General features: G+C 39.4%; 21 protein-coding genes. 16 read left to right on the forward strand and 5 right to left on the reverse strand.

Features of this window, described 5'->3' with window-relative positions:
- Positions 1 to 387: 387 nt before the first annotated feature.
- Entirely contained in the window at positions 388 to 822 is a 435-nt protein-coding gene (locus tag LP316_RS08410; protein ID WP_193020565.1) for a DUF6170 family protein, read from the reverse strand.
- Positions 823 to 983: 161 nt separating this feature from the next.
- Between LP316_RS08410 and ribE the strand changes: the two genes are divergently transcribed.
- The 5 genes from ribE (at position 984) to LP316_RS08435 (ending at position 4,903) form a co-directional block, all read left to right on the forward strand.
- Positions 984 to 1,448: a 6,7-dimethyl-8-ribityllumazine synthase gene (ribE, locus tag LP316_RS08415; RefSeq protein WP_193020566.1), complete on the forward strand. Its 465-nt coding sequence runs from the start codon at positions 984 to 986 to the stop codon at positions 1,446 to 1,448.
- Between the two features lie 13 nt (positions 1,449 to 1,461).
- Positions 1,462 to 1,878 (forward strand): transcription antitermination factor NusB, encoded by a 417-nt coding sequence (gene nusB / locus LP316_RS08420; RefSeq protein WP_193020567.1) that lies wholly within the window; start codon positions 1,462 to 1,464, stop codon positions 1,876 to 1,878.
- A gap of 9 nt (positions 1,879 to 1,887) precedes the next feature.
- Entirely contained in the window at positions 1,888 to 2,844 is a 957-nt protein-coding gene (thiL, locus tag LP316_RS08425) for a thiamine-phosphate kinase (protein WP_193020568.1), read from the forward strand.
- Positions 2,845 to 2,858: 14 nt separating this feature from the next.
- On the forward strand, positions 2,859 to 3,329 hold the full coding sequence (locus tag LP316_RS08430; protein ID WP_193020569.1) for a phosphatidylglycerophosphatase A: 471 nt from the start codon (positions 2,859 to 2,861) through the stop codon (positions 3,327 to 3,329).
- 533 nt (positions 3,330 to 3,862) lie between these two features.
- Positions 3,863 to 4,903 carry an IS110 family transposase gene (locus LP316_RS08435; protein ID WP_193020570.1) on the forward strand — a complete coding sequence of 347 codons (1,041 nt, stop codon included), beginning with the start codon at positions 3,863 to 3,865 and terminating at the stop codon, positions 4,901 to 4,903.
- 408 nt (positions 4,904 to 5,311) lie between these two features.
- On the opposite strand, the gene serA is transcribed toward LP316_RS08435, so the two are convergent.
- The 4 genes from serA to LP316_RS08455 all read right to left on the reverse strand — a co-directional run bounded on the left by serA (position 5,312) and on the right by LP316_RS08455 (position 10,309).
- Entirely contained in the window at positions 5,312 to 6,541 is a 1,230-nt protein-coding gene (gene serA, locus LP316_RS08440) for a phosphoglycerate dehydrogenase (protein WP_193020571.1), read from the reverse strand.
- Positions 6,542 to 7,424: 883 nt separating this feature from the next.
- Positions 7,425 to 8,081: a ribose-5-phosphate isomerase RpiA gene (gene rpiA, locus LP316_RS08445; protein WP_193020572.1), complete on the reverse strand. Its 657-nt coding sequence runs from the start codon at positions 8,079 to 8,081 to the stop codon at positions 7,425 to 7,427.
- An 81-nt stretch (positions 8,082 to 8,162) separates the two neighbouring features.
- Positions 8,163 to 8,756: a 5-formyltetrahydrofolate cyclo-ligase gene (locus LP316_RS08450; RefSeq protein ID WP_193020573.1), complete on the reverse strand. Its 594-nt coding sequence runs from the start codon at positions 8,754 to 8,756 to the stop codon at positions 8,163 to 8,165.
- Positions 8,757 to 8,821: 65 nt separating this feature from the next.
- Positions 8,822 to 10,309 carry a peptide MFS transporter gene (locus LP316_RS08455; RefSeq protein ID WP_193020574.1) on the reverse strand — a complete coding sequence of 496 codons (1,488 nt, stop codon included), beginning with the start codon at positions 10,307 to 10,309 and terminating at the stop codon, positions 8,822 to 8,824.
- Between the two features lie 284 nt (positions 10,310 to 10,593).
- Here LP316_RS08455 and tviB point away from each other — a divergent pair, with 284 nt between their 5' ends.
- The 11 genes from tviB (at position 10,594) to LP316_RS08510 (ending at position 26,404) form a co-directional block, all read left to right on the forward strand.
- Positions 10,594 to 11,874 (forward strand): Vi polysaccharide biosynthesis UDP-N-acetylglucosamine C-6 dehydrogenase TviB, encoded by a 1,281-nt coding sequence (gene tviB / locus LP316_RS08460; protein ID WP_193020575.1) that lies wholly within the window; start codon positions 10,594 to 10,596, stop codon positions 11,872 to 11,874.
- Positions 11,875 to 12,351: 477 nt separating this feature from the next.
- Entirely contained in the window at positions 12,352 to 13,377 is a 1,026-nt protein-coding gene (locus tag LP316_RS08465; protein ID WP_193023850.1) for an NAD-dependent epimerase/dehydratase family protein, read from the forward strand.
- A gap of 242 nt (positions 13,378 to 13,619) precedes the next feature.
- Positions 13,620 to 14,684 (forward strand): UDP-N-acetylglucosamine--undecaprenyl-phosphate N-acetylglucosaminephosphotransferase, encoded by a 1,065-nt coding sequence (wecA, locus tag LP316_RS08470; RefSeq protein WP_193020576.1) that lies wholly within the window; start codon positions 13,620 to 13,622, stop codon positions 14,682 to 14,684.
- Between the two features lie 2 nt (positions 14,685 to 14,686).
- Entirely contained in the window at positions 14,687 to 15,073 is a 387-nt protein-coding gene (locus LP316_RS08475; protein ID WP_193020577.1) for a DVU3141 family protein, read from the forward strand.
- On the forward strand, positions 15,063 to 16,868 hold the full coding sequence (locus LP316_RS08480) for a polysaccharide biosynthesis/export family protein (RefSeq protein ID WP_193020578.1): 1,806 nt from the start codon (positions 15,063 to 15,065) through the stop codon (positions 16,866 to 16,868). The genes LP316_RS08475 and LP316_RS08480 overlap by 11 nt, the downstream gene beginning before the upstream one ends.
- Positions 16,868 to 17,653: an ABC transporter permease gene (locus tag LP316_RS08485; RefSeq protein ID WP_193020579.1), complete on the forward strand. Its 786-nt coding sequence runs from the start codon at positions 16,868 to 16,870 to the stop codon at positions 17,651 to 17,653. The genes LP316_RS08480 and LP316_RS08485 overlap by 1 nt, the downstream gene beginning before the upstream one ends.
- A complete protein-coding gene (locus tag LP316_RS08490) occupies positions 17,650 to 18,300 on the forward strand; it encodes an ABC transporter ATP-binding protein (protein WP_193020580.1) in 651 nt (216 codons plus the stop codon). Before LP316_RS08485 ends, LP316_RS08490 begins: the two co-directional genes overlap by 4 nt.
- A 2-nt stretch (positions 18,301 to 18,302) precedes the next feature.
- Positions 18,303 to 19,754, forward strand: coding sequence for a lipopolysaccharide biosynthesis protein (locus tag LP316_RS08495; protein WP_226960699.1), 1,452 nt, complete (start codon positions 18,303 to 18,305; stop codon positions 19,752 to 19,754).
- Between the two features lie 17 nt (positions 19,755 to 19,771).
- Positions 19,772 to 20,896, forward strand: coding sequence for a non-hydrolyzing UDP-N-acetylglucosamine 2-epimerase (wecB, locus tag LP316_RS08500; RefSeq protein WP_193020581.1), 1,125 nt, complete (start codon positions 19,772 to 19,774; stop codon positions 20,894 to 20,896).
- Positions 20,897 to 20,922: 26 nt separating this feature from the next.
- Positions 20,923 to 22,191 carry a UDP-N-acetyl-D-mannosamine dehydrogenase gene (gene wecC / locus LP316_RS08505; protein ID WP_193020582.1) on the forward strand — a complete coding sequence of 423 codons (1,269 nt, stop codon included), beginning with the start codon at positions 20,923 to 20,925 and terminating at the stop codon, positions 22,189 to 22,191.
- Positions 22,192 to 22,345: 154 nt separating this feature from the next.
- Positions 22,346 to 26,404 (forward strand): glycosyltransferase, encoded by a 4,059-nt coding sequence (locus tag LP316_RS08510; protein ID WP_193020583.1) that lies wholly within the window; start codon positions 22,346 to 22,348, stop codon positions 26,402 to 26,404.

Raw genomic sequence — 26,404 nt, forward strand, 5'->3', positions numbered from 1 at the left:
TGGAAAGATAACCTAATATCTAGTGTTAATCCTGATTGGCGTGATTTATATCTAGATATTCTGTAGATACTTCCTAGAGATACCCGACTGCTCGGGTATGACGCGTTCAATTTACAGTCATTACCGCGTATGCCTACATGGATGTAGGTAAGTAAAATAATGCAGGAGCAATTATCGAGGCGGCAATCTCTGACCCTTCACCGTCATTGCCGCGAAGGCGGTAATCTCTGTGTTGGTATAACGTAACCTTAAAAAAGATACCCGACTTCTCGGGTATGACGCGTTCAATTTACAGTCATTATCGCGTATGCCTACATGGATGTAGGTAAGTAGAATAATGCAGGAGCAATTATCGAGGCGGCAATCTCTGACCTATTAACAGTTCGATTATGCTTCTTTATTCAACGCGCTTTGTCTTTCAAATTGCTTGATCGCTCCATCTAAGTGCTTATCAATAAACCAGAAAGAAACGGGGCGCATAATGAAAAAGTAACCTATTAATAACGCGAATACCGGTAGTAGTAACCACCAACTATCGATACGGGCGAGGGCGATAAACGGAGGAATTAAGATAAGTAATTTTAAGAGGTTAATAACCAGCTTTTCTGGGGCTTGCAGTTTGTTATTAGCCATTTCAATAATCATGCGTCGCTCTGCTAAGGTATAAGGCTGTAGTTTTTCAATTTGTGCAGTTGAGAAATAGATGGTCATGAATAAAATTGTATCAAGGTTAAAGGTACACAGTTTAAAGGAGGTAGTTGTTGACGTGTTGAGTTTGATCCTTACAACGTTACCACATTCCAACCTTAAAACTTTTTTCATATCATACCGAAAAAAACGACTAATATTAACTTTTAACCGCAGTTATTGAATTAAATGATTATTAACTATGGTATTACTTGCGTTTTATTTTGATAAACGTGTATCGAAAATCACAACTCTTTGGTAGAATTGCGGCAATTTTTTTTATAGGTATTTTACACATGAAAGTCATTGAAGGTTCATTTGTTGCCACTGGCAAAAAGTTTGCAATCGTAGTTTCTCGCTTTAACAGCTTTATCGTAGAAAGCTTATTAGAAGGCGCAGTTGATGCATTAAAACGCCATGGTAACGTATCTGAAGACGACATCACGGTAATTCGTGTTCCAGGTGCATATGAATTACCTGTAGCGGCTAAACGCATCGCACAAAAAGGCGAGTACGATGCAATTATTGCCATTGGTGCTGTTATTCGCGGTGGTACACCTCACTTTGATTTTGTTGCTGGCGAATGTAACAAAGGCTTAGCGCAAGTAGCTATGGAATACACAACACCCGTTGCTTTTGGTGTGATCACAACAGACTCTATCGAACAAGCAATTGAGCGTGCAGGCACGAAAGCAGGCAATAAAGGCGGTGAAGCTGCACTTAGTGCCTTAGAAATGGTTAATGTATTAGACCAACTATAATCAGGAATTTTTTGTGAAACCATCTGCAAGAAGAAAAGCTCGTGAATTTGCTACACAGGCAATTTATTCATGGCAAATCAGCGGCAACAATGTCGCTGATATTGAAGCACACTTTTTAACTGAGAATGCGAAGCGCCGCTTCGATATAGAATATTTTCAAACGCTATTTCGCGGCGTAACCGCTTCTGTGGCAGAGCTCGACCTAGCGATTGAGCCGCATGTTGATCGCCCTCTAGACGATATTGATCAAGTCGAAAAGGCGATTTTACGCATGGCAATGTTTGAATTAAGCCACAATCAGGAAGTGCCTTACAAAGTTGTTATTAACGAAGCAATTGAACTTGGTAAAGCATTTGGCGCAGATGACAGCCACAAATTTATCAATGGCGTACTTGATAAAGCGGTTAAATTAATTCGTCCACAAGATTAAGCGACTCCAATGAAAGAGTTTGAATTAATCAAACGCTACTTTACCGAGCAAGTAGTCAAACGCAAAGAGGTGACACTAGGGATAGGCGACGATTGTGCGCTTATCCTGCCACCTCAAAATCAAGAAATTGCGATAACCACAGACACCCTTGTTAGTGGCGTTCACTTCCCTGAAAATACTTCTCCTCGTGCTATTGGCCATAAAGCGATAGCAGTAAATTTATCTGATCTTGCTGCGATGGGCGCAGAGCCTAGTTGGGTTTCGATTGCTATCACCTTGCCGACAATTGACCAAGCTTGGGTTGAAGAGTTCTGTCAAGGCGTGTTTGAGTTATGTGAATATTTCAACGTGCAACTTATCGGCGGGGATACCACCCAAGGACCATTGAGTATTACAGTAACAGCACAAGGGCTATGCCCAGAAGGCAATGCGTTAAAAAGAAGTGGAGCAGCGCCTGGGCAGTGGATATATGTAACAGGTCAAATTGGTGATGCCGCATTAGCACTTAAGCATATAAAGGGTGAAGTCGTCATTGAACCAGCTTTTAGAGAAAGTATTTTAGAACGCTTAGAGTACCCAAAACCTCGTGTGTTAGCAGGTCAAACAATTAGACTTTACGCCTCAGCGGCCATTGATATTTCTGATGGTTTACTTGCTGATTTAACCCATATCTGCGAACAATCAAATGTTGGTGCAAATATCGTTTTAGAAAACATACCTTTATCCAAAGGGATGCTAGCAACTATGGGCGATGAAGCCGCTAATCTTGCGCTTAATGGCGGTGATGATTATGAACTGCTATTTGTTGTCGCTGAAGCAAACAAGGGCGGGATGGAAACTGCCTTGCAGCAACTTGGTATCCCTTTTAGCTGTATTGGCCAAACTAATCACACTAATAAAGTAACAACAACAATCAATGAGCAAGCGATAGATATTAAATCGGCTGGCTTCGAGCATTTTAGTTAATTTGAGGGAATGTTATGTCAGGTAAGTTCAAAATAAGTGATCCCGTACAATTCCTCGCTTTGGGGTTTGGCACTGGCTTAGCGCCTAAAGCGCCTGGTACGTTCGGTACGCTCGCGGCTATTCCTATATTTATCTTAATTGCCGATTTACCTTTGTCACAATATTTAGCTGTACTATCGGTGATGGCACTATTTGGCGTTCATATTTGTGGTTATGCAGCTAAAGCAGTAGGTGTTAAAGATCACCCAGCAATCGTTTGGGATGAGATCGTGGGTTACATGATCACCATGATTATGATGCCGATTAATGCTACTACGATTATTGTTGGCTTTTTACTGTTTAGATTCTTTGATGTCTTAAAACCTTGGCCTATCTCTGCAGTTGATAAAAAGCTTCACAGCGGCCTTGGCATTATGCTCGATGATATGATTGCCGGGCTAATGGCATTTGCGGTAATGCAGCTTATCTTTAACGTAAACTGGTAATATACCTATTGGAAAATCAAAAGCCGTCGTTTCCAGAGTTTACGTCATTACCGCGAATACCTACATGGATGTAGCTAAGTAGAATCATGCAGGGAGCAATTATCGAGGCGGTAATATCTGACCCTTCACCGTCATTACCGCGGAGGCGGTAATCTCAAAACAAGGCACTAAACGCTTAAAGATACCCGACTTCTCGGGTATGACGTGTTTAATTTCCCGTCATTACCGCGGAGGCGGTAATCTCAAAACAAGGCACTAAACGCTTAAAAATACCCGACTTCTCGGGTATGACGTGTTTAATTTCCCGTCATTACCGCGGAGGCGGTAATCTCAAAAGCAAGGCGCTAAACGCATAAAGATACCCGACTTCTCGGGTATGACGTGTTTAATTTCCCGTCATTACCGCGGAGGCGGTAATCTCAAAAGCAAGGCGCTAAACGCATAAAGATACCCGACTTCTCGATGTATGGACTCCCTCCCTCTGGGGGAGTAACGTAATAAGTGCCTAAACTTTTACCTTGGAGTCCATACAAATGAATAATAACGTTATTGCCATCGATTTAGCAAAGTCTTCTTTTCATGCCTGTGTTATAACAGATAAAAACAAAGTGCTCACAGATAGAAGTTTTACTAGGGCATCATTAACTAATTGGTTAATTAAGCAGAAACCAGCGACCGTTGTCATGGAAGCCTGTGGCTCTTCACATTACTGGGCTAGATTTGCAGAGCAACACGGTCACAAGGCAAAAATCATCCCGACCAAATCCGTTACCCCCTTTCGCCAGGGCCATAAAACCGATAAGAACGACGCCTTGGCAATAGGCGTAGCTTCAAAACAACCGAGAGTAAAGTCTGTAGCCATCAAAACCGTTGAGCAACAAGGTTTACAGTCGATAGAAAGAATGCGTCAACATCTGAGTGACCAGTTAACAGCAATGAGTAATATGCTTAGGGCGTTAATATCTGAATTTGGCATCACCATCCCCAAAGGTATTTCGGCATTTAAAAAGCGCATTCCTGAAATACTCGAGGATGGAGAAAACGAGCTGCCTTTTGCTTTTCGAGAGCAAATAAGCAATATGTATCAACTGTATTTAGTTATCGAAGCGCAAGAGCAACACATTGAAAAACAACTAGGCTTACTGATTAAACAGCAAGCGCAATGCCAGTCTCTAATGGCACTAGAAGGTGTCGGGCCGGTTAATGCGCTTGGCCTTTATATTGCCCTTGGAAATCAAGGTAGTAGTTTTAAAAATGGGCGAGAAGCCTCGGCTTGTATAGGCCTTACACCGAAGCAATATAGTACCGGAGGAAATATTGTACTCGGTACCATAGGTAAAAAGTGTGGTAACAAACGGCTACGCTCAACGTTAATCCAAGGTGCTTTGGCTTATGTGAAAGTCGTGGATAAACGGCAACCTAAAAACAACAAAGAAATATGGATTAAACAGTTGATAGCAAAAGGTAGTCTTAAAAAAGCGGCGGTAGCATTAGCCAACAAAACGGTTCGAACCGCTTGGGCGATGTTAAGCCATGATAGTCAATATCAAAAACCAGCTGAGCTACACCACTAAATTAGACAACCCATCAATTAAGTTATAGGAAATTACATCTTTATTTAATGCGATTAAAAAATAGGTAAGACCGACCTCCAAGAGCCTGCTCATTCCCTCGGTATAAAATACCGTCACCTCGATGAGGCATGGAGGTGCGAATACATCAGGGGCCAGAGTTCGCTACTCAAATAGAGCCCGAATATACGGACGCACCTTTCCTACTTAACATTGCAAAAAATAGGTTGTAATTATCCGGGAGTCCATATACGGGAATGACGTGTTTAATTTCCCGTTATTACCGCGGAGGCGGTAATCTCAAAAACAAGGCACTAAAGGCTTAAAGATACCCGATTGCTCGGGTATGACTCACAAATAGGAAAGATACCCGACCTCTCGGGTATAACACCGGGCTTACTCAGGCGGTAACTAGTGCAAAATACGAGCGCGAATAGTGCCGTCGATTTGTTTTAACTTAGCCAGTGCTTTTTCACTGTTTTCGGTTTCTACATCAATAACAACATAACCAATTTTATCGTCTGTTTGTAGATACTGAGCAGCAATGTTGACATCATTCTCAGCAAAGATGGTATTGATTTGCGTAATAATACCTGGTCTGTTGGCGTGGATGTGTAACAGGCGGCTTGTGCCAGCGTGTTCCGGTAAAGATACTTCAGGGAAGTTTACTGCAGATAACGTAGAGCCGTTATCTGAGTATTTGGCCATTTTACTAGCGACTTCCAGGCCGATATTTTCTTGTGCTTCTTTAGTAGAGCCGCCAATGTGTGGTGTCAAAATCACATTGTCAAAGGCGCGAAGTGGTGACGTGAACTCTTCATCATTACTCTTAGGCTCTACAGGGAATACGTCAATGGCAGCACCACCAACTTTCTTACTCTCTAATGCACCTGCTAAAGCATCGATATCTACTACCGTGCCGCGAGATGCATTAATAAATATGGCGCCGTCTTTCATTGCATCAAATTCAGCAACGCCAATCATGTTTTGTGTTTGAGCAGTTTCAGGTACATGCAGGCTGATAACATCGGCTTCTTTGAAAAGTTGGCTCAAGCTATCTGCTTGGCTAGCGTTACCTAGTGGTAGCTTTGTTTCGATATCGTAAAAGCGAATTTTCATACCGATGGTTTCAGCTAGAATTCCTAGTTGAGTCCCAATATGGCCGTAGCCAATAATACCAAGGGTTTTACCACGAGCTTCTACACTGCCAGCTGCTGATTTGTTCCAGACGCCTCTGTGTGCCTGAGCGTTTTTTTCAGGAATACCACGTAACAATAATAAGATTTCACCTAAAACTAGTTCAGCAACTGAACGGGTATTTGAAAACGGTGCATTAAATACTGGAATACCTAGAACTTGTGCGGCAGGTAATTCGACTTGGTTAGTTCCAATACAAAAACAGCCTATGGCAACGAGCTTCGATGCATGTGCTAGCACACGCTCAGTTAATTGAGTACGAGAGCGGATACCAATAAAGTGAACATCTTTGATTTTTTTGATCAAATCTTGCTCACTCAAAGAGGTTTTTAAATACTCAATATTGGTATAGCCTTTTGACTTTAACTCTTCTACTGCGCTTTGATGAACGCCTTCAAGCAATAAGATTTTAATTTTTTCTTTTGCCAGTGATACTTTGCTCATGTTTTGACTAACTTCTTGTTTGGATGGCTAGAATGCTAACTTAGCATATAGTGTTAAAACTCTAAAGTTGTTTTTTTACACGATTGTAAAAAATAAACCTAGTGCAGAGTTATAGTCGAAATTTAAACAATTGAGAATTACTAGTTACTACAAGATTGCGGCCTTCGCCGCAATGACGGGAGGTAGGTATGGATTCTACCGTCATTAACGCGTATACCTATATGGCTATAGGTAAGTAGAATAATGCAGGAGCAATTATCGAGGCGGCAATCTCCAGACCTTACCGTCATTACCGCGTAGGCGGTAATCTCCTCTTTTACAGCACAAAGATACCCGACTACTCGGGTATGACTCACTTATCAGCGCACAAAGATACCCGACTACTCGGGTATGACTCATTTATCAGCGCACAAAGATACCCGACTACTCGGGTATGACTCACTTATCAGCGCACAAAGATACCCGACTACTCGGGTATGACTCACTTTTTAGGGCACAAAGATACCCGACTACTCGGGTATGACTCATTTATCAGCGCACAAAGATACCCGACTACTCGGGTATGACTCACTTATCAGCGCACAAAGATACCCGACTACTCGGGTATGACTCACTTTTTAGGGCACAAAGATACCCGACTACTCGGGTATGACTCACTTATCAGCGCACAAAGATACCCGACTACTCGGGTATGACTCACTTTTTTGGATACAAAGATACCCGACTACTCGGGTACGACTCACTTTTTAGGACACAAAAATACCCGATTGCTCGGGTATGACTAAAATATTATTACCAGCGAATACCTGTATGAATGCAGGGAAGTAAAACAATCTAGGAGCAACTGTCGAGGCGGGTATCTATTGCTTAAGTTATTTAGGAACTAGCTAATAACCTTTGCGCCTTCTGGCGTACCTAATATCAATACGTCTGCACCACGGCAGGCGAATAAACCATTAGTTACCACGCCAACAATGGCGTTAATATCAATTTCAAGTTGTTTCGGGTTGAGGATCTTTAAATTGTGAACATCTAAAATTACATTGCCGTTATCAGTAATAACCCCTTCTCGATAGACCGGATCACCACCTAGTTTTACTAACTCTCGGGCAACATAGCTTCGCGCCATAGGGATCACTTCGACAGGGAGCGGGAAGTCACCTAATACGCCAACTTGTTTCGAACTGTCAGCGATACAAATAAACTCTTTCGCCACCGCTGCGACAATTTTTTCACGCGTTAATGCCGCACCACCGCCTTTGATCATTGCAAAATGCTCGGTAATTTCATCGGCGCCGTCAACATATACATCAAGGCTATCAACTGAGTTTAAATCAAATACCTCGATACCGTGCGCTTCTAGGCGCTTAGTCGACGCATCAGAGCTTGAAACTGCACCAACAATTTGATGTTTAATCGTCGCTAGTGCATCGATAAAGTGGTTAACAGTCGAGCCAGTGCCAACACCAACAATTGTATCAGGCTTGATAAATTCCAGTGCTTTGAGCGCCGCGGCTTTTTTCATTTCATCTTGAGTCATAGGAAGTCCTGTCGCAAATCTTTCTGTAATCTTGTATTGGGCGCTATTATAGCCATAGATTGGATGTTAAACGAGCCCAATTTACTGGCAATTTATTCGCTGAGTTGGTGTGATAATTTGCGATAAAGGAATATCCCATGGCTCAGTCGGAATCGACTCTACTTGCTGGCAATCGTGTGCCAAACCAATCACTTGTGTATGAGCATTGTTCAGATGTGCAAGCGTTCTATCGTAAAAGCCTCCGCCCATACCCATGCGATTGCCCATGGCATCAAAGGCGACTAATGGTGTAAACAATACATCTAATTGCGTTGGCGCTATCACTTGCTGTACGTTAAGCATCGGTTCGCGAATGCCGAACCTATTAGTTTGCATTTCGGTTTCAGGACTATAGTGTAAAAACAATAAATGATGTTTGCTAAATGGGTGGATAACCGGCAAGTAAACATTAACGTTATGTTGCCAACACCACGAGATAAATGCATCGGTTTGCAACTCTCCGTCATTAGCCAAATAAATAGCCACTGATTTAACTTGATGTTGAGTACAGTAGGATGAAAGTTGCGAGAGTAATTGTTGTTCAGCTTTTATTTGAAAAGCTCTTGAGAGGTCGTTACGACGTTGCCTTATCGAGCTGCGCAATTTTTGTCGTTGTTGTGTTTGATAAAGGCTCATAGGCTCAAATAAAAATGGGGTCAGAGTAAATTTACTCTGACCCCATTTATTAAATCAAGTACTAATTACTTAGTACGCTCTTCTTGCATACCTTCGTGAGTACCCGTAACTGCCATTTCTTCTTCTAAACGGCCGTCCAAATCTTGTGGGTGTGAATCTTCAGCGCCGTGCATCCAGTCAACTAGCTTGTCGCTCATTAACCATAAAATGATACCTGCGATAAACGCCATAATTGCTACACCACCAAATGTTGATAGTGGGCCTGCTTCACCTACTAACTTGCCGATTTCAGCCGCTGCTTTGTTACCTAAACCTGAGAATAGGAACCAAACACCCATCAGTAATGAAGAGTATTTCAATGGTGCTAGCTTAGATACCATAGATAAACCGATTGGCGATAAACATAATTCACCCATCGTATGGAAAATATAGGCCATTACTAACCAAATGACGTGTGCTTTAAGGTTAGGATCGTCACCGATTTGAAGTGCCGCACCAACCATAGACACGAAGCCTAGGCCCAAGAAGAACATACCTAAGGCAAACTTCTTCGGCGAATTAGGCTCAGCCTCACCCATACGTAACCAAAGCGCAGCAAACATTGGCGCCATGATAATAATAAATAATGGGTTTACTGATTGTAACCAAGATGCCGGCATTTCCCAGCCAAAGAACACTAAGTCAGTTTTGTACTTAGCGAATAAGTTCATTGAACCCGCCGCTTGTTCAAAACCAGCCCAGAATACAATCGTGAAGAACGACATAATTAAAATAACTTTAACGCGGTCGCGCTCTTCTGGCGTTAGCGGCTTATTAGAAGCAATTTCGTCACCAGACTGTTGCTTGGCAGAAGGCTCAACACCGATGTCACCTAAGTATTTGTTTGACATCGCAAGTTGTAAAATAACACCTGCTAGCATACCAACACCTGCGGCTAAGAAACCGTATTGGTAATCAACTTTCTCACCAATGGTACCAACAACCATGTAGCCCAAGATTGAACCTAAGTTGATACCCATGTAGAAGATGGTAAATGCCGCATCACGACGTTTGTCACCGTCTTCGTATAAGTCACCAACCATCGTTGAAATGTTTGGCTTGAAGAAACCGTTACCCACAATCATTAGGCCTAAACCTAACCATAAGAAAGTAACTTCTAGGCCTTTGATCATGTCATGCGGTGTACCTAGGGCAAATTGACCTAGCATCATTAATACACCACCAACGATAATTGATTTACGCTGGCCCCAGTAGTTGTCAGCTACCCAACCACCAATGACTGGTGTGATATAAACTAACATTGCATAAGTACCTAAAATACCTAATGCGTTTGATTGTAGTGCTTTTGAGTAATCGTCAGCAGCAGTTGGTGACGTAGGGTCAATACCGAAGTACGACATATCCCAACCAAAATTGCTTGCAAAGGCTACTAAGTAAAGAACGAAAATACCACGCATACCGTAGTAACTCATACGTTCCCACATTTCAGTACCAAATAAGAGGAAGAGTCCTTTCGGGTGACCAAGCATGGTTCCCGTCGCAGGTTTATTCATGTAATTATCCTTTCCAGTATTCTTGAAAATTGTAGTTAAATTTTTTTTACCACCCGTGTTATACCTGCGCCATTAGGTAAAGGCAAGCTAATTGCGGTTAGGATATGTAATTGCGCGCCCAAGTGCGTGTAAATTAATCAGTGCATTTTACTTAAATTGAATTATTTTTGAGCAACGAAAGAAATAGCACAGGTTTAAGTGGTTAATATGTTGCAAAACTGTAATTTAGACGGTTAAATAGTGACATTATTTAAATATTATCACCTAATTGGAACTTCATTAGCATGCACGCTTCGTTAACAAATTTAAAAATAGGTATTATTGGCTTAGGCTACGTTGGTTTGCCACTTGCAGTTGAATTTGGAAAGAAATATAAAACACTAGGCTTTGACATCAATCAAAAAAGGGTTGAAGAACTTAAAGCCGGTGAGGACTTCACCCTTGAAGTTTCGAAAGAAGAACTCGCAGATTCTCCGTTAATTGAATATTCATGTAATGTTGACGACTTAAAGTCGTGTAATTTTTATATCGTTACTGTGCCAACACCAATTGATGAATATAAGCAGCCTGATTTAACACCGCTGATTAAAGCAAGCCAAATGTTAGGTAGTGTGGTTTCACAAGGTGATATTATCGTTTACGAGTCAACGGTTTACCCAGGTGCAACAGAAGAAGCTTGTTTACCAGAAGTTGAAAAAGTATCTGGCTTAACGTTTAACCAAGACTTTTTTGCAGGTTACAGCCCTGAACGAATTAACCCAGGTGATAAAGAGCACAGAGTAACGAATATTTTAAAAGTAACCTCTGGCTCAAATGAAGAAATCGCTGAATTTATTGACTCAGTGTATGCGTCAATTATTACAGCAGGTACCTACAAAGCCTCATCAATTAAGGTAGCAGAGGCTGCCAAAGTCATTGAAAATACCCAACGTGATTTAAATATTGCACTCGTTAACGAATTAGCCGTAATTTTCAATAAACTGGGTATAGATACCGAAGAAGTATTAAAAGCGGCAGGTACTAAATGGAATTTCTTGCCATTCCGCCCTGGCTTAGTTGGTGGCCACTGTATTGGTGTTGACCCATACTATTTAACCCATAAAGCGCAAGCCATTGGTTACAACCCTGAAGTTATTTTAGCGGGTCGCCGTATCAATGACGCCATGGGCGAATATGTGGTATCGCAGCTCACCAAAGCGATGATCAAGAAAAAGATTCAGGTAAACGACGCCAACGTACTGGTTATGGGATTAACCTTTAAAGAAAACTGCCCTGATGTTCGCAACACTAAAGTTGTGGATATTTTAACTGAACTTGCCGATTACGATATCAATGCTCACGTTTACGATCCTTGGGTAAACCCAGAAGAGGCGATGCATGAGTATGGTGTATCACTTATTGAAAAGCCTGAAGTAAATAAGTACGACGCAGTGATTTTTGCCGTTGCTCATAACGAATTTAAAGCAATGACTATTGAAGAAATCAAAGCATTGATGAAACCACAACATGTTATTTATGATTTGAAATACATGTTAGATCAAAGCGCGGCTGATATTCGGTTGTAAACTCTGAATCTATTGTCATTCCCGCGAATGCCTACATGGATGTAGGTAAGTAGAATAATGCAGGAGCAATTATCGAGGCGGGAATCTCTGAACCCTTATCGTCATTGCCGCGCAGGCGGGAATCTCTGACCCCTTGTCGTCATTGCCGCGCAGGCGGTAATCTCCTCTTTCACAATATAAAGATACCCGACTACTAGGGTATGACTCGTAACATCATTACCACGTATTCATCCACGACTGTCATTACCGCGAAGGCGGTAATCTCCTCTTTCACAATATAAAGATACCCGACTACTCGGGTATGACTCACTTATCAGCGCACAAAGATACCCGACTACTCAGGTGCGGCTCGTAACGTTAGTTCAACAAAATGTTAATACGGTCATTGACCTAAGCAAATCCTAGCCATTAAACTAATAAACACCGTATGGATATCAAGTCCAATTGTCTGACAATTATTTAACCGAAGCATTTACAATGACCCGTTACCAAGAAGTAAAACAACAACTTTTATCGACTCAATATACATGGCTTGTTACAGGCTGCGCTGGCTTTATCGGCTCAAATTTACTTGAACATTTATTAAAGCTAAATCAAAAGGTTATCGGGCTTGATAACTTCGCTACAGGGTATCAAAAAAACCTTGACGAAGTGCAAGGTGAAGTCACTGGCGAGCAATGGAATAACTTCACCTTTTATCAAGGTGATATTCGCAACTACGATGATTGTGTTAAAGCCATCGCAGGCGTTGATTTTATTTTACATCAAGCGGCTTTGGGTAGTGTGCCGCGTTCAATCGCTGATCCCATTACCTCAAACAGTGCTAACGTTACAGGCTTTTTAAATATGTTAACGGCCGCGAAAGAAGCACAAGTTAAAACCTTTGTTTATGCGGCTTCTAGCTCTACTTATGGCGATCATCCTGCGCTGCCCAAAGTAGAAGAAAACATTGGTAAACCATTATCACCCTATGCGGTAACAAAATACGTTAACGAATTATACGCCGATGTGTTTGCTAAAACCTATGGTATGAAATCAGTTGGTTTACGTTACTTTAATGTCTTTGGTAAACGACAAGATCCAGACGGCGCTTACGCTGCAGTAATTCCTAAGTGGACAGCTGCAATGATCAAAAATGAAGATTTATTCATTAACGGAGACGGTGAAACGAGCCGAGATTTTTGCTTTATTGAAAATGCAGTACAAGCCAATATTTTAGCTGCAATGGCCGATGAAGATGCCAAAAACAACGTTTTCAATGTTGCAGTAGGTGACAGAACAACCTTAAATACGTTGTTTTCAAGTATTCAATCAGCCCTTGCTGAAAATGTTATTGAATATAGTAAAGAAGCTATTTATCGCGACTTTAGAGCTGGTGATGTTAGACACTCACAAGCCGATATCTCAAAGATAAACTCATTACTCGGTTATGAACCTGAATACCGAATCCTTGATGGTATCTCTAAAGCTATGCCTTGGTATGTCAACTCGTTAAACAACTAAACAAGAGTTCTCTGTAATAATAATGTAATTTAATTACGCTTTTTTTCGTACAAACTGTTCATTTGGTTATAAAAACGGGCTATAATAAGGCCCGTTAACCTATACAACTGATATTTTATCACTAAAGCATGCTCAAAGGAGTTGAAGTAATGGCTTTAAAAATAACTGATTATTTTTCTGCTCAAGATACATCTCAGGTTGTTATTTTCCCAAGTTTATTTTGTATTTAAGGTGTAGTTAAGATGGAGCTTAATCAGCTTTTACCAATAGTCTTTACCTCTTTTATCTGTGCCCTTTTGTCGATCAAAATTATGGAGCCTCTGGCTGAAGGCTTTGGCTTAGTTGATAAACCGTGTTCGCGCAAAAAACACAGTGGTCATATTCCCCTTATCGGTGGTCTTTCAATTTATGTTGCCGTACTTGTTTGTAGCTCTGTTTGGTTACAAGAATCTAGAACACTTCAACTTTATTTAATCGCCTCTACGCTCACCGTTTTTATCGGCATGATTGATGATAAATACGATCTAAGCGTTAGAGTGCGTATTTTTGGTCAAGTGATCATCGCTAGTATTATTGTTAACGGGGCAGGGGTGAATATATCTCAGCTCGGGAATTTATTTGGTTGGGGTGATATTGAACTTGGTGTACTTGGTATTTTATTTACCTACCTAGCCGTTATGGTATTAATGAACGCCTTTAACATGATCGACGGCATAGATGGCTTATTAGGGATGTTATCGCTTAATACGTTTTTAGCTATTGCTATATTGTTTTATTTAAATGGGCAATATCAAAACGTTACTTTCCCTCTTATTGTTTGTGTTGCTCTATTACCGTATTTAGCGTTTAACATGAAATTGTTAAAACACAAAGCCAATAAAATATACATGGGCGATGCTGGCAGCATGTTTATAGGCCTTACCATTATCGTTTTATTATCTTTAGGAACACAAGAGCCAGGCGCAGCATTTCACCCTGTTACAGCATTATGGATAGTCGCAGTACCGCTTATGGATATGCTAGCGATTATCATTCGTCGCGTTAAAAAAGGTAACTCACCCTTTAAACCTGATAGAGATCATTTACACCATATTTTATTAAAAGCCGGGTTATCATCAACCCAAGCGCTCGTTACTATTACGCTAATCTCAGTTGTATTTTGTATTATTGGCATACTCGGCCAGGTAAATCAGTGGCCAGAGTCAGTTATGTTGTGGGCTTTCATTTTTCTCTTCATCGTTTATAGTAGAGTGTTGAAGTTTGTCAGCCCTAAAGTTAATAAGCGCCGAGTTAATCTGAAAAAATAATAATGAGCAAAATTAAATTTTTATCGACTATTTGTACGGCTATTTTAATCAGTGCCTGTTCAAGTAAACCTCCGGTAGTATATTCATCACAACCTTTAGTCTCCGAAATCAAGACAGAGCCTAATGTTATCTCAAAACAACAAGCTTCAGTGCTAGATGGCTTAAACATAGGTGATTCGCGAACAGTTAATAATTACAGTTTTGTGGTAGAAGCTAAGTATTTATCGGCCTTAGGTGAAGAGTGCATGAGGTTGAGTATCAATCACTCGAACGTCAATAAACGCATCGTATGTAAAGCGCCGCTTGATGGTTGGAAGTTAGTGCCTCATATTGTGGTTGAGCAGTCACCTAGCGTTTTATTCGAAACGGAGGCTCAATATGCGCAATAAAGCTTACTTGTTTATTCTCTCAACATTGTTTTGTGGCGCTGTAAATGGCCAAAGCGTTGAAGAGCTGCTTCAACTGCAGGAACAGCAAAAAGCAAATGAACAGGCTGGAAGACAAATTAATGTACCTCAGTCTCAAATATTTGCTAATGCCGATGCCAATGTCATAGGTAGTCAACAAGCTAGTGGCTTGCCTTCACAAGGGCAGTACAATTTGCAAGCAAGACAAGGCATTTTATTACCGGGTGAAGCGGATATTCGCCAACTACTTCCTCAGATTGACGACGAATTGTCTCCTCCTTATGGTGCTAATATTTTTGCCGGCGGTTATGAAACGGAGCGCAGCGATGGCTTGAACGACAATTACCTCATTGCTGCGGGCGATAAAATAAATATCTGGATGTGGGGGGCGGTTAGTTTCTCAAATGTGGTAACCGTTGATAATCAGGGCAATATATTTATCCCCAATATTGGCCCTGTTAATGTACTCAATGTACCGGCAAGCCAAGTTAATGCCTTAGTTACCTCAAAAATTAAATCGGTTTATAAGAAAAACGTACAAGTTTACGTTAACTTACTTACTGCAACACCTGTTTCGGTGTTTATTGCTGGCTCAGTCATAAGACCTGGTCAGTATGCAGGCATGGCTTCCGACAGTATTCTTTACTATTTAAAACGCGCTGGCGGTATTGACTCAGATCGCGGCAGTTACCGTGAAATCAATGTGATCAGAAACGGTGAAACAATCCATAGTGTTGATTTATACGATTTTGTAAAAAATGGCCGACTAGCTAACATCAGTTTTAAAGATCAAGACGTGATTTTTGTCTCTGAACAAAAGGCGGTGATCAGCGTGTCGGGTAAAGTTCGCAACCCGTTTAGGTTCGAATTTGGTGATAACACTATCACCGGTGAGCAACTCATCGACTACGCTAAGCCACTCACTATAACGAGTCACGTAGCGGTAATGGGTAAACGCAACAACGAGCCATTTTCAATATATTTACCATTAGCTGATTTTACTAATTACCAATTAGCAGATGGCGACAAACTATTTTTTAACGATGATCTACACGCTCAAATTTACGACATTGAAATTATGGGCAGTTATTTAGGGCCATCATATTTTGCCGTTAATAAATCAACAAAACTTCACGATTTGCTGAGCCATGTAGAAATAGATGAAGCATTAGCTGATTTTGAAAACATTTATATCTTGCGTGAAAGCGTAAAGCTAGAGCAAAAAGAAATCTTAGATAAGTCGCTTGATAGACTAGAGCGTTCAGTATTTTTCGCACCAACAGGATCAACAGGTGAAGCAAGTATCCGCACCCAAGAAGCGCGACTAGTTTCAGAGTTTGTTGAGCGCGCGCGTGAAGTTGAGCCACTAGGGCGGGTAGTTGTTGCCGACAATGGCAAAATCGCCAATATCGCACTTGAGCAGGGCGATAAAATCGTTATTCCGGCAAAAACAGACTTAATTCAAATCGGTGGTGAAGTATTAATGCCACAAGCGGTAGTTTACAACGCACAAGCAACGTTAGAAGATTATATTGCCTGGGCAGGTGGCTATTCAGATAGAGCCGATTATGAAAAGCTGGTTGTTATTCACGCCAATGGTTTGTCAGAGTTTATCGACTTAGAAAGCAACTGGTATGGCTCTTCAGGAGAAACAAAACTGGTTGCTGGTGATAAAATTCTCGTACTACCGAAAATAGAAACCAAAACCATGCAAACGGTTAAAGACATCACTCAGATATTATACCAAATTGCAGTAACGGCAAACGCGATTAACTAATGGCTTCGGTTCAGCGCAGAAATAACTTCCAAATATGGTGTGATGTTGTTTTCGCTTTATTTGTTCGAGAAATAAAAAGTCAATTTAATGACAAAGTGGGTATTAGTTGGGCGGTGATAAACCCATTAATATTTATTTTCTTTTTATCTTACTTTCGAAGCTTAATTAGTGGAAATATTACCCATTACATGCCAACACTGGTGTTTATGATTTATGGCATGTTAATGGTGAGGATGTTCTTATCAGTTTTTGATAGTACAGCAAGTGCAATAAATAAAAATAAGGCTCTATTTGCGTTTAGACAAGTCCAACCTATCAGCACTATTATTGCAACAGCTGTTTTTGAACTGTTAACAATCGTCTTTGTTGTAATCGTCTTAATGTTAATATTGTACTTATTAAATATTGGTATTCACATATCAGATCCGATAACTATTTTGCTCTGTATAGTAAATGTATGGTTGTTAGCAGTAGGTTTAGGTTTGGCTTTTGCTGTAGCAAGAGCCTTTGTTCCTGAAATAGAAAAGTTGAGAGCATTAATTCAACGACCGTTATTCTTTATGTCAGGTATTTTCTTTAGCTTAAAAGACATCCCCAAAGAATATTGGTATATCTTTGATTGGAATCCAATTTTACATGCGGTTGAATTATCTCGTGATGCCGCATATCCGATGTTTAATGCACAAGGTGTTTCTCTGAGTTATATGTACTTATGTACGCTCGTCTTAGTAGCTTTTTCACTGTTTGCCTACCAAGCCTGCTGGAAAAGGGTGCTAAGTAGATGATTAGGTTGAATAATATTACTAAATATTACCCTTCTAAACTCGGTAATCAGTATGTATTTGAAAACCTTTCTTTTGATATACCATCTAAAAGAAATATCGCTATTCTTGGTAAAAACGGAGCCGGTAAGTCGACACTTTTTCGTCTCATCGCTGGCAGTGAATATCCAGAAAAGGGCAACATTATTTCAGAAGTTAGTATTTCATGGCCTGTAGCTTTAGCTACTGGTATTCATCCTGAAATGACAGGTAGAGAAAACACGCGGTTTATTGGGCGTGTTAATGGTGTTAAAGAACTGGCACGCTATGAGCGCAAAGTAGAGTTGTTCTCAGAGCTCGGTATTAAGTTTAACTTACCGGTAAAGAGTTACTCGAGTGGGATGCGTTCTCGTTTAGCGTTTGCTTGCTGTATGGCTATTGATTTTGATATCTACTTAATTGATGAGGTCACTTCCGTTGGTGACCCTAAGTTTAAAAGAAAAGCCAAACAAGCACTCACGGAAAAGAGCCAAAGTGCTAATGTGATTATGGTGAGCCATGATATGATAGAAATTCGAGAGTTTTGCGACAGTGCGATTATTCTGGATAATGGCCAACTTAGCTATATCGATGACATTGAAGAAGCGATTAAAGTTTACCAAGAATTATAAAAATGACAGATAAAAAAGCTGAATTAATAGAACAAAAGTTTAACCGCATAAAGGCGGGGTTAACGGCTAGCCAAATCAAAGATCCGTATTACTTTATTGAATTGTCGAAAACCTATGAAGGCGATGACCTTGATTTAGCCTATAGGTTGGCTCTTCATGCATATCGCTTAGATAACAAATCTGTATCAATCAAAGCAAGAATGACTCAATTAAGAAGACTAATTAATGATGGAGATAACCAGCTATCGCTTTCAAAAATTGACTCTATTATTGAACAAGAAGAGCAACAAAATTCGACTGAAGAGCTTATCGTTAAAACTAACGTTACAGAAGCTGATAAAAGCGATAACAGTATACTGGATACGCTAAAGGCATATAGTAAACAACCCATATTCCTCTTTGTTTTTTTTCCATGGCTCTTATATGCTTTTTACTTAAGTGTATGGGCTAGCCCTAGGTATGAGAGTCATGCAAAAGTAATAATCGAGCAACCTAATGGTATGGCGACAATGGATCCAGCTATGGCTATGCTAACAGGGTTAGGAGTTCCAGGGGGAAGTACAGATAATCATTTGGTGAGAGCATATATATTATCTGCTGATATGCTCAATTATTTAGATGAAAACCTAAGGTTAAGGGAACATTATACGTCTACCAATGTTGATATATTTAGTCGCTTGGCAAGTGACAATACAGCAGAAGAATTTTTAGAGTACTATCAAAACCATGTAAGCGTTGAGGTTGATGATCTCTCCACTATTATTAGTATCAATATTCAGGCTTTCGAACCACAGTACGCACAACAATTGAGTACGTTACTCATTAAACGTTCAGAGTGGTTTATTAACAGTATTGGGCATAAATTAGCCAAAGAACAAATGGCTTTTATTAACGGTGAGCACGATATAGTTGTCACTAAATTACAAGATGCAAAGAAAAACTTGCTTGATTTTCAGCGCGAAAATAAGTTACTTGACCCTGCCGCTGAAGGGGCTGCCTTACAACAAATAGCCTATTCATTAGAAAGTAATATTTCGGTAAAAAAAGCTGAGCTAAAATCGTTGCAACTTACAATGGCAGAAAACTCACCAGAGATTATCGCCACAAAAGATATGATTGCAGCACTAGAGAAGCAACTGGTCGAAGAAAACAAAAGAATATCAGGTGATTATAGTGCAGATAATGTCGCCACTAAATTAGCTGCGTTTTCTGATTATAAGATAGAGCTAGAGCTTGCTTTACAAGCTTATAGTTCTTCTTTAATATCCCTCGAAAAATCACGGATAGAGGCCTATAGAAAGCTACAGTATTTAGTAACTGTCGAGTCGTCGACACTGCCCGATGATAATCAGTATCCCAAGGTTGTGTACAACCTAACATTATTTGCGATTATCTTATTACTACTTTTCGGTATTGTTAAAATATTAATCGCTACCATTAAAGAATTAAATTAATTTTAGGACTTATTTAAATGAAAGTACTTAGTGTATTTGGTACTAGACCAGAAGCCATTAAAATGGCGCCATTAGCTATTGCTCTTAACAATGACGAGCGCTTTGAACATAAAGTTTGTGTAACAGGCCAGCATAGAGAGATGCTTGATCAAGTTCTAGAGTTATTTAAATTAACACCTGATTTTGATTTGAATATTATGAAAGCAGGGCAAGATCTATACGATGTTACTAGCCGTATTTTACTAGGGTTACGCGATGTATTTAATGAGTTCACCCCAGATATGGTGCTCGTGCATGGCGATACAGCAACAACGATCTCTACAAGTTTGGCCGCATATTACAAGCAAGTACCTGTTGGCCATGTTGAAGCTGGATTGCGTACTGGTAATTTACTCTCTCCTTGGCCAGAAGAAGGCAACCGCAAACTAACAGGAGCGATTGCAAACTTGCACTTTGCACCCACACAAACATCAGCCAACAACTTGTTACAAGAAAATGTAGCACAAAGCTCTATTGTTATTACAGGTAATACAGTCATCGATGCATTGCTTAACGTTGTTGACTCAATAAGTAATAACGATGAACTTAGTGCTGAAATTTCTAAAAAATTCGAATTCCTTTCACCACACCGAAAAATTGTGCTGGTAACAGGCCATAGACGAGAAAGTTTTGGTGGTGGTTTTGAACGCATTTGTGAAGCTTTAGCAAAAGTTGCGAGAGAATTCCCTGATATTGATGTGGTTTACCCTGTTCACCTTAACCCTAATGTAAGGGAGCCAGTTGAAAGGTTATTGTCAGAAACCTTAAACGTACATTTAATTGAACCACTTGAGTACTTACCATTTGTTTATTTAATGAATCGCTCAAATATTATCTTAACTGATTCTGGTGGCATTCAAGAAGAAGCACCATCATTAGGTAAGCCAGTACTTGTTATGAGGAATACAACCGAGCGACCTGAAGCATTAGAAGCCGGTACGGTTAAGCTCGTTGGCACAGATGTTGAAGTTATTTTTAATGAAATATCAACATTATTAACGAACCAAGAGGCATATGATGCAATGAGTTTTGCACATAACCCTTATGGTGACGGTAATGCTTGTCAGCGTATTATCGACGCACTTATCCGGTTTAATAAGTAAGTTTTAAAAGTTTAGTAGGAAAGAAAATGAGTTTTAACACTATATCTGTAGTTGGTTTAGGTTATATAGGCTTACCAACGGCCGCTGTATTTGCATCGCGCAAAGTTAACGTAATAGGCGTGGATGTAAATGAACATGCAGTAAAAACGATTAATAATGGTGATATTCATATCGTTGAGCCTGAATTGGATATTGTTGTACATGCTGCTGTTACCGAAGGGTATTTAAAAGCAACGACCACACCAGAACCTGCAGACGCATTTTTAATTGCCGTTCCTACCCCCTTTAAAGGCGATAATCATGAGCCTGACTTGTCTTATATTCAAGCCGCTTCAAATGCAATAGCACCCGTATTAAAAAAAGGCGATTTAGTTATTCTTGAATCTACATCACCTGTTGGTGCAACAGAGCAAATGGCTGAATGGTTAGCGCAAGCTCGGACAGATTTAACATTCCCACAAAATGCTGGTGAAGAATCAGATATTCGTATAGCACACTGTCCGGAGCGAGTGTTGCCGGGCCATGTTATTCGTGAGTTGGTTGAAAATGACCGCATCATTGGTGGCATGACGGTTAAATGTTCTCAAGCTGCTGTTGAGCTTTATAAAATCTTTGTTGAAGGTGAGTGTGTTATTACGAATGCTCGCACGGCTGAAATGGCTAAACTTACAGAAAATAGCTCTCGTGATGTCAGTATTGCTTTTGCTAATGAGCTATCTGTTATTTGTGATAAATTAGACATTAATGTTTGGGAGCTGATTCGACTAGCTAACCGCCATCCTAGAGTTAATATTCTTGAACCTGGTTGTGGTGTTGGTGGTCACTGTATCGCGGTTGATCCTTGGTTTATCGTGAGTAAAACACCCGAAGAAGCACGCATTATTCGCACTGCGCGAGAAGTGAATGATAACAAGCCGAAATGGGTGGTTGAACAAGTTAAGCTAAAACTTGCTGAATACTTGTTAGCACATCCTGAAAAGTCAGCTTCGGATGTCACCATTGCTTGTTTTGGTATCGCCTTTAAGCCTGATATCGACGATTTACGAGAAAGCCCAGCATTGCAAATTGCGAAAGATATTGAAACGCTGCATGCAGGCAATTTGCTCATCGTTGAGCCAAATATTGAAGCATTGCCAACTAACGTTCTTAAAAAAAGTGATTTAGTCTCTTTTGATAGTGCAATTATGCAGGCAGATATTTTAGTGCAGTTAGTAAACCATAAAGAATTTGCCAGTAACGTAGTTACAGACAACCCGAGTAAGTTGGTTATTGATACCAAAGGTACTTGGGGCTAAGTCCCCCTCAATACTTTAAAAACTTCTGTATTAAATTTGTTATTGATGCAGGAGTTTTTGTTCTGCTTTGAGGAGGAAAAGTAGTAACACTCTCCTTAAATTAATTTAGATTACAAAACAAAAAAAGCACAAAGATAGAAGAATTGCAAACCTTATGAAATCTTTACTCAACAAGCCTAATTTGGCTTCAGTTCGAATGGCAGTAATAATGGACGACTTTACTTACCATTCATATTCTCCTGAATGTCGTTTAATGCAGTTATCCCCAGAAAACTGGCAGAAAGAGCTTGAGGATTTTGAGCCCGATTTATTATTTATAGAATCAGCTTGGCGCGGTAAAGATGAAAAGTGGAAAAATAAAATTGGCCATATTTCTAGAGAGTTAGTCGGGATTGTTAATTGGTGCAAAAATAATAGTATCCCCACGTGCTTTTGGAATAAAGAAGATCCTGTTCATTTCTCTACTTTTTTGAATGTAGCGACACTGTTTGACTTTATTTTTACAACAGATATCGATTGTGTTTCTCAATATAAAAAGCAATTAAAGCATGATAACGTGTTTCTTCTCCCGTTTGCATGTCAACCACTCGTAAATAATCCTATTGAACTTCCTGATGAACGAAAAGATGCTGTGTGTTTCGCAGGGGCATATTACGAGCAATACCCAGAGAGAAATGCTAACTTCAATAGCATGATTGACAATTTACAGTCGTTCAAATCTATCGATATTTTTGATCGTAATTTTGGCAAAGATATGCCCGGTTACATGTTTCCAGATGAATATTCTCACCTTATTAGAGGTACATTGCCGTTCGATCAAATCGATAAAGCTTATAAGGGATATTATTATTCTATCAACCTTAATTCAGTTAAAAACTCTCAATCTATGTTTGCTCGAAGAGCATATGAATTAATGGCGTCAAACACCTTAGTATTGAGCAACTTCTCTAAAGGATTAAGGCTGATGTTCGGTGATATAGTGGTTTGCTCCGATAGTGGTGAAGGTATTGCTGATAAGGTCAAGTCTTTTGATCGTGATTCTGATTATAGGGATAAAGTAAGATTGCTTGGATTGCGCAAAGCCATAGAGCAACATACATATAAAGAAAGATTACGGTTTATCGTTGAAAAACTAACTAATAAAGCCTGTGAAATAGAAAAGCCTGAGGTTGTTGTTATCTCAGTTACAAGTAATGAGCTAGAGACAAGAACTATAATGGATATGTTTGCGGCTCAAGTTTATCGAGACAAAAAGCTCATTATATTTGCAAACTATCGCTCTACAATTCCCAATACCGATAGAGTTTCAATAATATCTAAAGGTCGTTTTTCACTTAAAAATCATGATACTAAGCTAATAGCAAACTACGTTAATCAAGAGCAATGGCTTGCAATTTTTGATGTGAATGATTTTTATGGGGGTAATTATCTAAGAGATCTGATGAATGCGACACATTATTCGAGCGCTAATGTCATTGGAAAGGGGACAATGTATCAATATGATAATGGTACGCTAGCGTTGTCAAACACTGGGCTTGAATATCGATATATCAATTCAATTTCATTACGTCAGGCTATCGTTAAATGCAGTTATTTAAGTGCTAACAATTTAAAGGAGCTACTTTTACTTCCTCAGTATTTATCTGAAAATAAACAAGATATACTTTCGATTGATCGGTTCAATTATTGCCAAAACGGTCGCTTAGCAGCCCCTGAAAAATTAGCAAAAATACAAGACCCTCAACAATATAATATTGGTCTTTCTTTAGATGAAATCTTAAGTATTGACTGCCCAGGTGGAGATGCAAATAAACACTCAATAAGCGCAAAAAATCTATGTAGTTCGTTTGCACACCATCGTACAGGTGCGCTTAGGACGCAGAAAACAAATAAAGCATTAATTCTAAACTCAACACTTGACAAAAACAGTTACAAATATATTCACGCCGACAAGCCGTATTTGATCTCTGAATTTGCTCTTCAGCAAAATACTCTAAATAAGGTGTTGTTAAATGGAGCAAGTCAAGGAGACTGTAGAGTTGTAATTTCGCTTTTAAACAAAGAAGAACAAGAAATTTCTAAAAGTATTATAGTGTTAAATGAGGAATCTACTATAGATATCCCTTTTGGGACTGAATATATTGATTTAAGTATACGAGTAAGGCACCCAGGTAAGACTACAATTTTTTCTATTGACTTTGAGCCTCTTTTTAATCGCACATTAGAGTCAGAGGATAGTAAAAATGAAATCAGTTTGGCAACTTTGTTTAAAAGTAAAAAAGAAGGTGAGCTTTCTCTTTCGTCATGTGATGGAGTAGTTTATTTAAAATCGACACTACCAAGTGATAAACATCAATACATATATTCAAATGAACTAATTAAACGCTCTGAATTTTTTGCTAAAAATAAACAAACCCATTGCGTATTTGTTAAAGCTTCAGAAGCAAGTGATAACGCAAACTTAGTGCTGATTTATTTAGACGATGATAATAATCGTTTAGACCATGACATTTTAACTTGTAACCAAAATAATTCGATTAGTATACCTGAATATACAGAGAATATTCGACTAGGTTATAGAATGAGAGGCCCTGGTGGCGCTAGTTTTGAATATATCAGAACGAAAGTTAAACAAACTTATAATAAGTCATCCGAAGCGATTATCGATATTTCGGCATTAAAGAACATGTTTGCTAAATGCAAAACGACCAATGTAGAGCTATATTTTGAGGATGATAAACTGCGATTAGTGTCTTCATTGTCAGATCAAAAACATGAATATGTAAACTCTCCTATAAAACAAGACATTTCGTTATTAAAAGATAATTGTTTGCAAGATTCAAACGAACTTGATATTTACCTTCAAACAACTTCTGGACTCTACCTTAATCTAGTTGTTTATTATTACGCTAGTGACAATGCCAGAATTGCACATGATATGGTACCGACAAACAAAAACTTCAAATTAACAATTCCCGATAGCGCATCGAGTTTCTCCTTAGGTTTTAGAGCTTTAAATAGCGGAAATTGTACAATTGAAGAGATCGCTTTTGCTAAACGAATCCTGCTTCCTTCCAAAATTATTGGCAGATCAGATACGTTAGTACTGACAAATCATTACCCTTCATACGACAATCTTTACCGAAACGGATTTGTACACAGTCGAGTGAACTCGTATAGAGAAAAAAATGTTAATGTTGATGTCTTTAGGTTTTGGCCTGATACTAATATATCACATCATGAATATGACAATGTTGACGTAGTGACTGGTGGTGGGGATGTTTTAGAACACTTATTGAAGTATCACAAATACAGCAATGTTTTAGTCCATTTTTTAGATGCAAAAATGTGGGAAGTACTTAAAAATTTTCCTGATATTAACGTTACGGTATGGGTTCATGGTGCTGAAATTCAGCCTTGGTGGAGGAGGCTTTATAATTATAGTGATGAAGCTTCTTTAGAAATTGGTAAACGTGAAAGCGCCGAACGTATGGCTTTTTGGCAACCATTGTTCAAGGACCTACCTAAAAACTTGAAGTTTGTTTTTGTATCTCAATATTTTGCTAATGAAGTTATGGAAGATGTAGGTATATCGTTGCCTTCGAAATCCTATGTAATAATTCACAACCCTGTAGACACTCAGCTTTTCTCGTATCAAGAAAAAGGTGAAGATCAGAGGCTGAAAGTATTATCCATTAGACCATATGCATCAGCGAAATATGCGAATGATCTGAGTGTGAAAGCTGTTGAATTGTTGTCTAGAAAGTCATATTTTTCTGAGTTTGAATTTCATTTTGTTGGTGACGGTATACTATTTGATGAGCTGCTGGCTCCACTTAAGAAGTTTAACAACGTAAAGATTTCAAAGGGGTTCTTGAAGCAAAAAGAAATAGCCCAGATGCACAAACAATATGGTGTATTCTTGTGTCCAACTAGAATGGATGCACAAGGCGTTTCAAAGGACGAAGCGATGTCATCTGGCTTGGTAGTTATTTCCAATGCTGTAACCGCTATACCTGAGTTTGTCGACGAAAAATCAGGGATGTTAGTTGAAGGAGAGGATTACCAAGGAATGGCTGATTGTTTAAGTAAACTTTACGAAGAAAAAGCTTTATTTAATACACTTTCAAAAAATGCGTCACAAAGAGTTAGGCGTCAAACAGATTTAAATATTATTGTTGAACAAGAGCTTGCTCTTTTTTCACATAAGTAA

This window comes from Thalassotalea sp. LPB0316, assembly GCF_014898095.1.
Lineage (GTDB): Bacteria > Pseudomonadota > Gammaproteobacteria > Enterobacterales > Alteromonadaceae > Thalassotalea_G.

Bases quoted from the DNA above. Each gene is read 5' to 3' on its own strand.
- LP316_RS08435 (WP_193020570.1), top strand. From the start codon at position 3,863: ATGAATAATAACGTTATTGCCATCGATTTAGCAAAGTCTTCTTTTCAT.
- LP316_RS08455 (WP_193020574.1), bottom strand. From the start codon at position 10,309: ATGAATAAACCTGCGACGGGAACCATGCTTGGTCACCCGAAAGGACTC.
- LP316_RS08410 (WP_193020565.1), bottom strand. From the start codon at position 822: ATGAAAAAAGTTTTAAGGTTGGAATGTGGTAACGTTGTAAGGATCAAA.
- LP316_RS08465 (WP_193023850.1), top strand. From the start codon at position 12,352: ATGACCCGTTACCAAGAAGTAAAACAACAACTTTTATCGACTCAATAT.
- LP316_RS08475 (WP_193020577.1), top strand. From the start codon at position 14,687: ATGAGCAAAATTAAATTTTTATCGACTATTTGTACGGCTATTTTAATC.
- serA (WP_193020571.1), bottom strand. From the start codon at position 6,541: ATGAGCAAAGTATCACTGGCAAAAGAAAAAATTAAAATCTTATTGCTT.
- LP316_RS08490 (WP_193020580.1), top strand. From the start codon at position 17,650: ATGATTAGGTTGAATAATATTACTAAATATTACCCTTCTAAACTCGGT.
- tviB (WP_193020575.1), top strand. From the start codon at position 10,594: ATGCACGCTTCGTTAACAAATTTAAAAATAGGTATTATTGGCTTAGGC.
- wecB (WP_193020581.1), top strand. From the start codon at position 19,772: ATGAAAGTACTTAGTGTATTTGGTACTAGACCAGAAGCCATTAAAATG.
- ribE (WP_193020566.1), top strand. From the start codon at position 984: ATGAAAGTCATTGAAGGTTCATTTGTTGCCACTGGCAAAAAGTTTGCA.
- LP316_RS08495 (WP_226960699.1), top strand. From the start codon at position 18,303: ATGACAGATAAAAAAGCTGAATTAATAGAACAAAAGTTTAACCGCATA.
- LP316_RS08450 (WP_193020573.1), bottom strand. From the start codon at position 8,756: ATGAGCCTTTATCAAACACAACAACGACAAAAATTGCGCAGCTCGATA.
- thiL (WP_193020568.1), top strand. From the start codon at position 1,888: ATGAAAGAGTTTGAATTAATCAAACGCTACTTTACCGAGCAAGTAGTC.
- LP316_RS08510 (WP_193020583.1), top strand. From the start codon at position 22,346: ATGAAATCTTTACTCAACAAGCCTAATTTGGCTTCAGTTCGAATGGCA.
- LP316_RS08485 (WP_193020579.1), top strand. From the start codon at position 16,868: ATGGCTTCGGTTCAGCGCAGAAATAACTTCCAAATATGGTGTGATGTT.
- wecC (WP_193020582.1), top strand. From the start codon at position 20,923: ATGAGTTTTAACACTATATCTGTAGTTGGTTTAGGTTATATAGGCTTA.
- LP316_RS08480 (WP_193020578.1), top strand. From the start codon at position 15,063: ATGCGCAATAAAGCTTACTTGTTTATTCTCTCAACATTGTTTTGTGGC.
- LP316_RS08430 (WP_193020569.1), top strand. From the start codon at position 2,859: ATGTCAGGTAAGTTCAAAATAAGTGATCCCGTACAATTCCTCGCTTTG.
- wecA (WP_193020576.1), top strand. From the start codon at position 13,620: ATGGAGCTTAATCAGCTTTTACCAATAGTCTTTACCTCTTTTATCTGT.
- rpiA (WP_193020572.1), bottom strand. From the start codon at position 8,081: ATGACTCAAGATGAAATGAAAAAAGCCGCGGCGCTCAAAGCACTGGAA.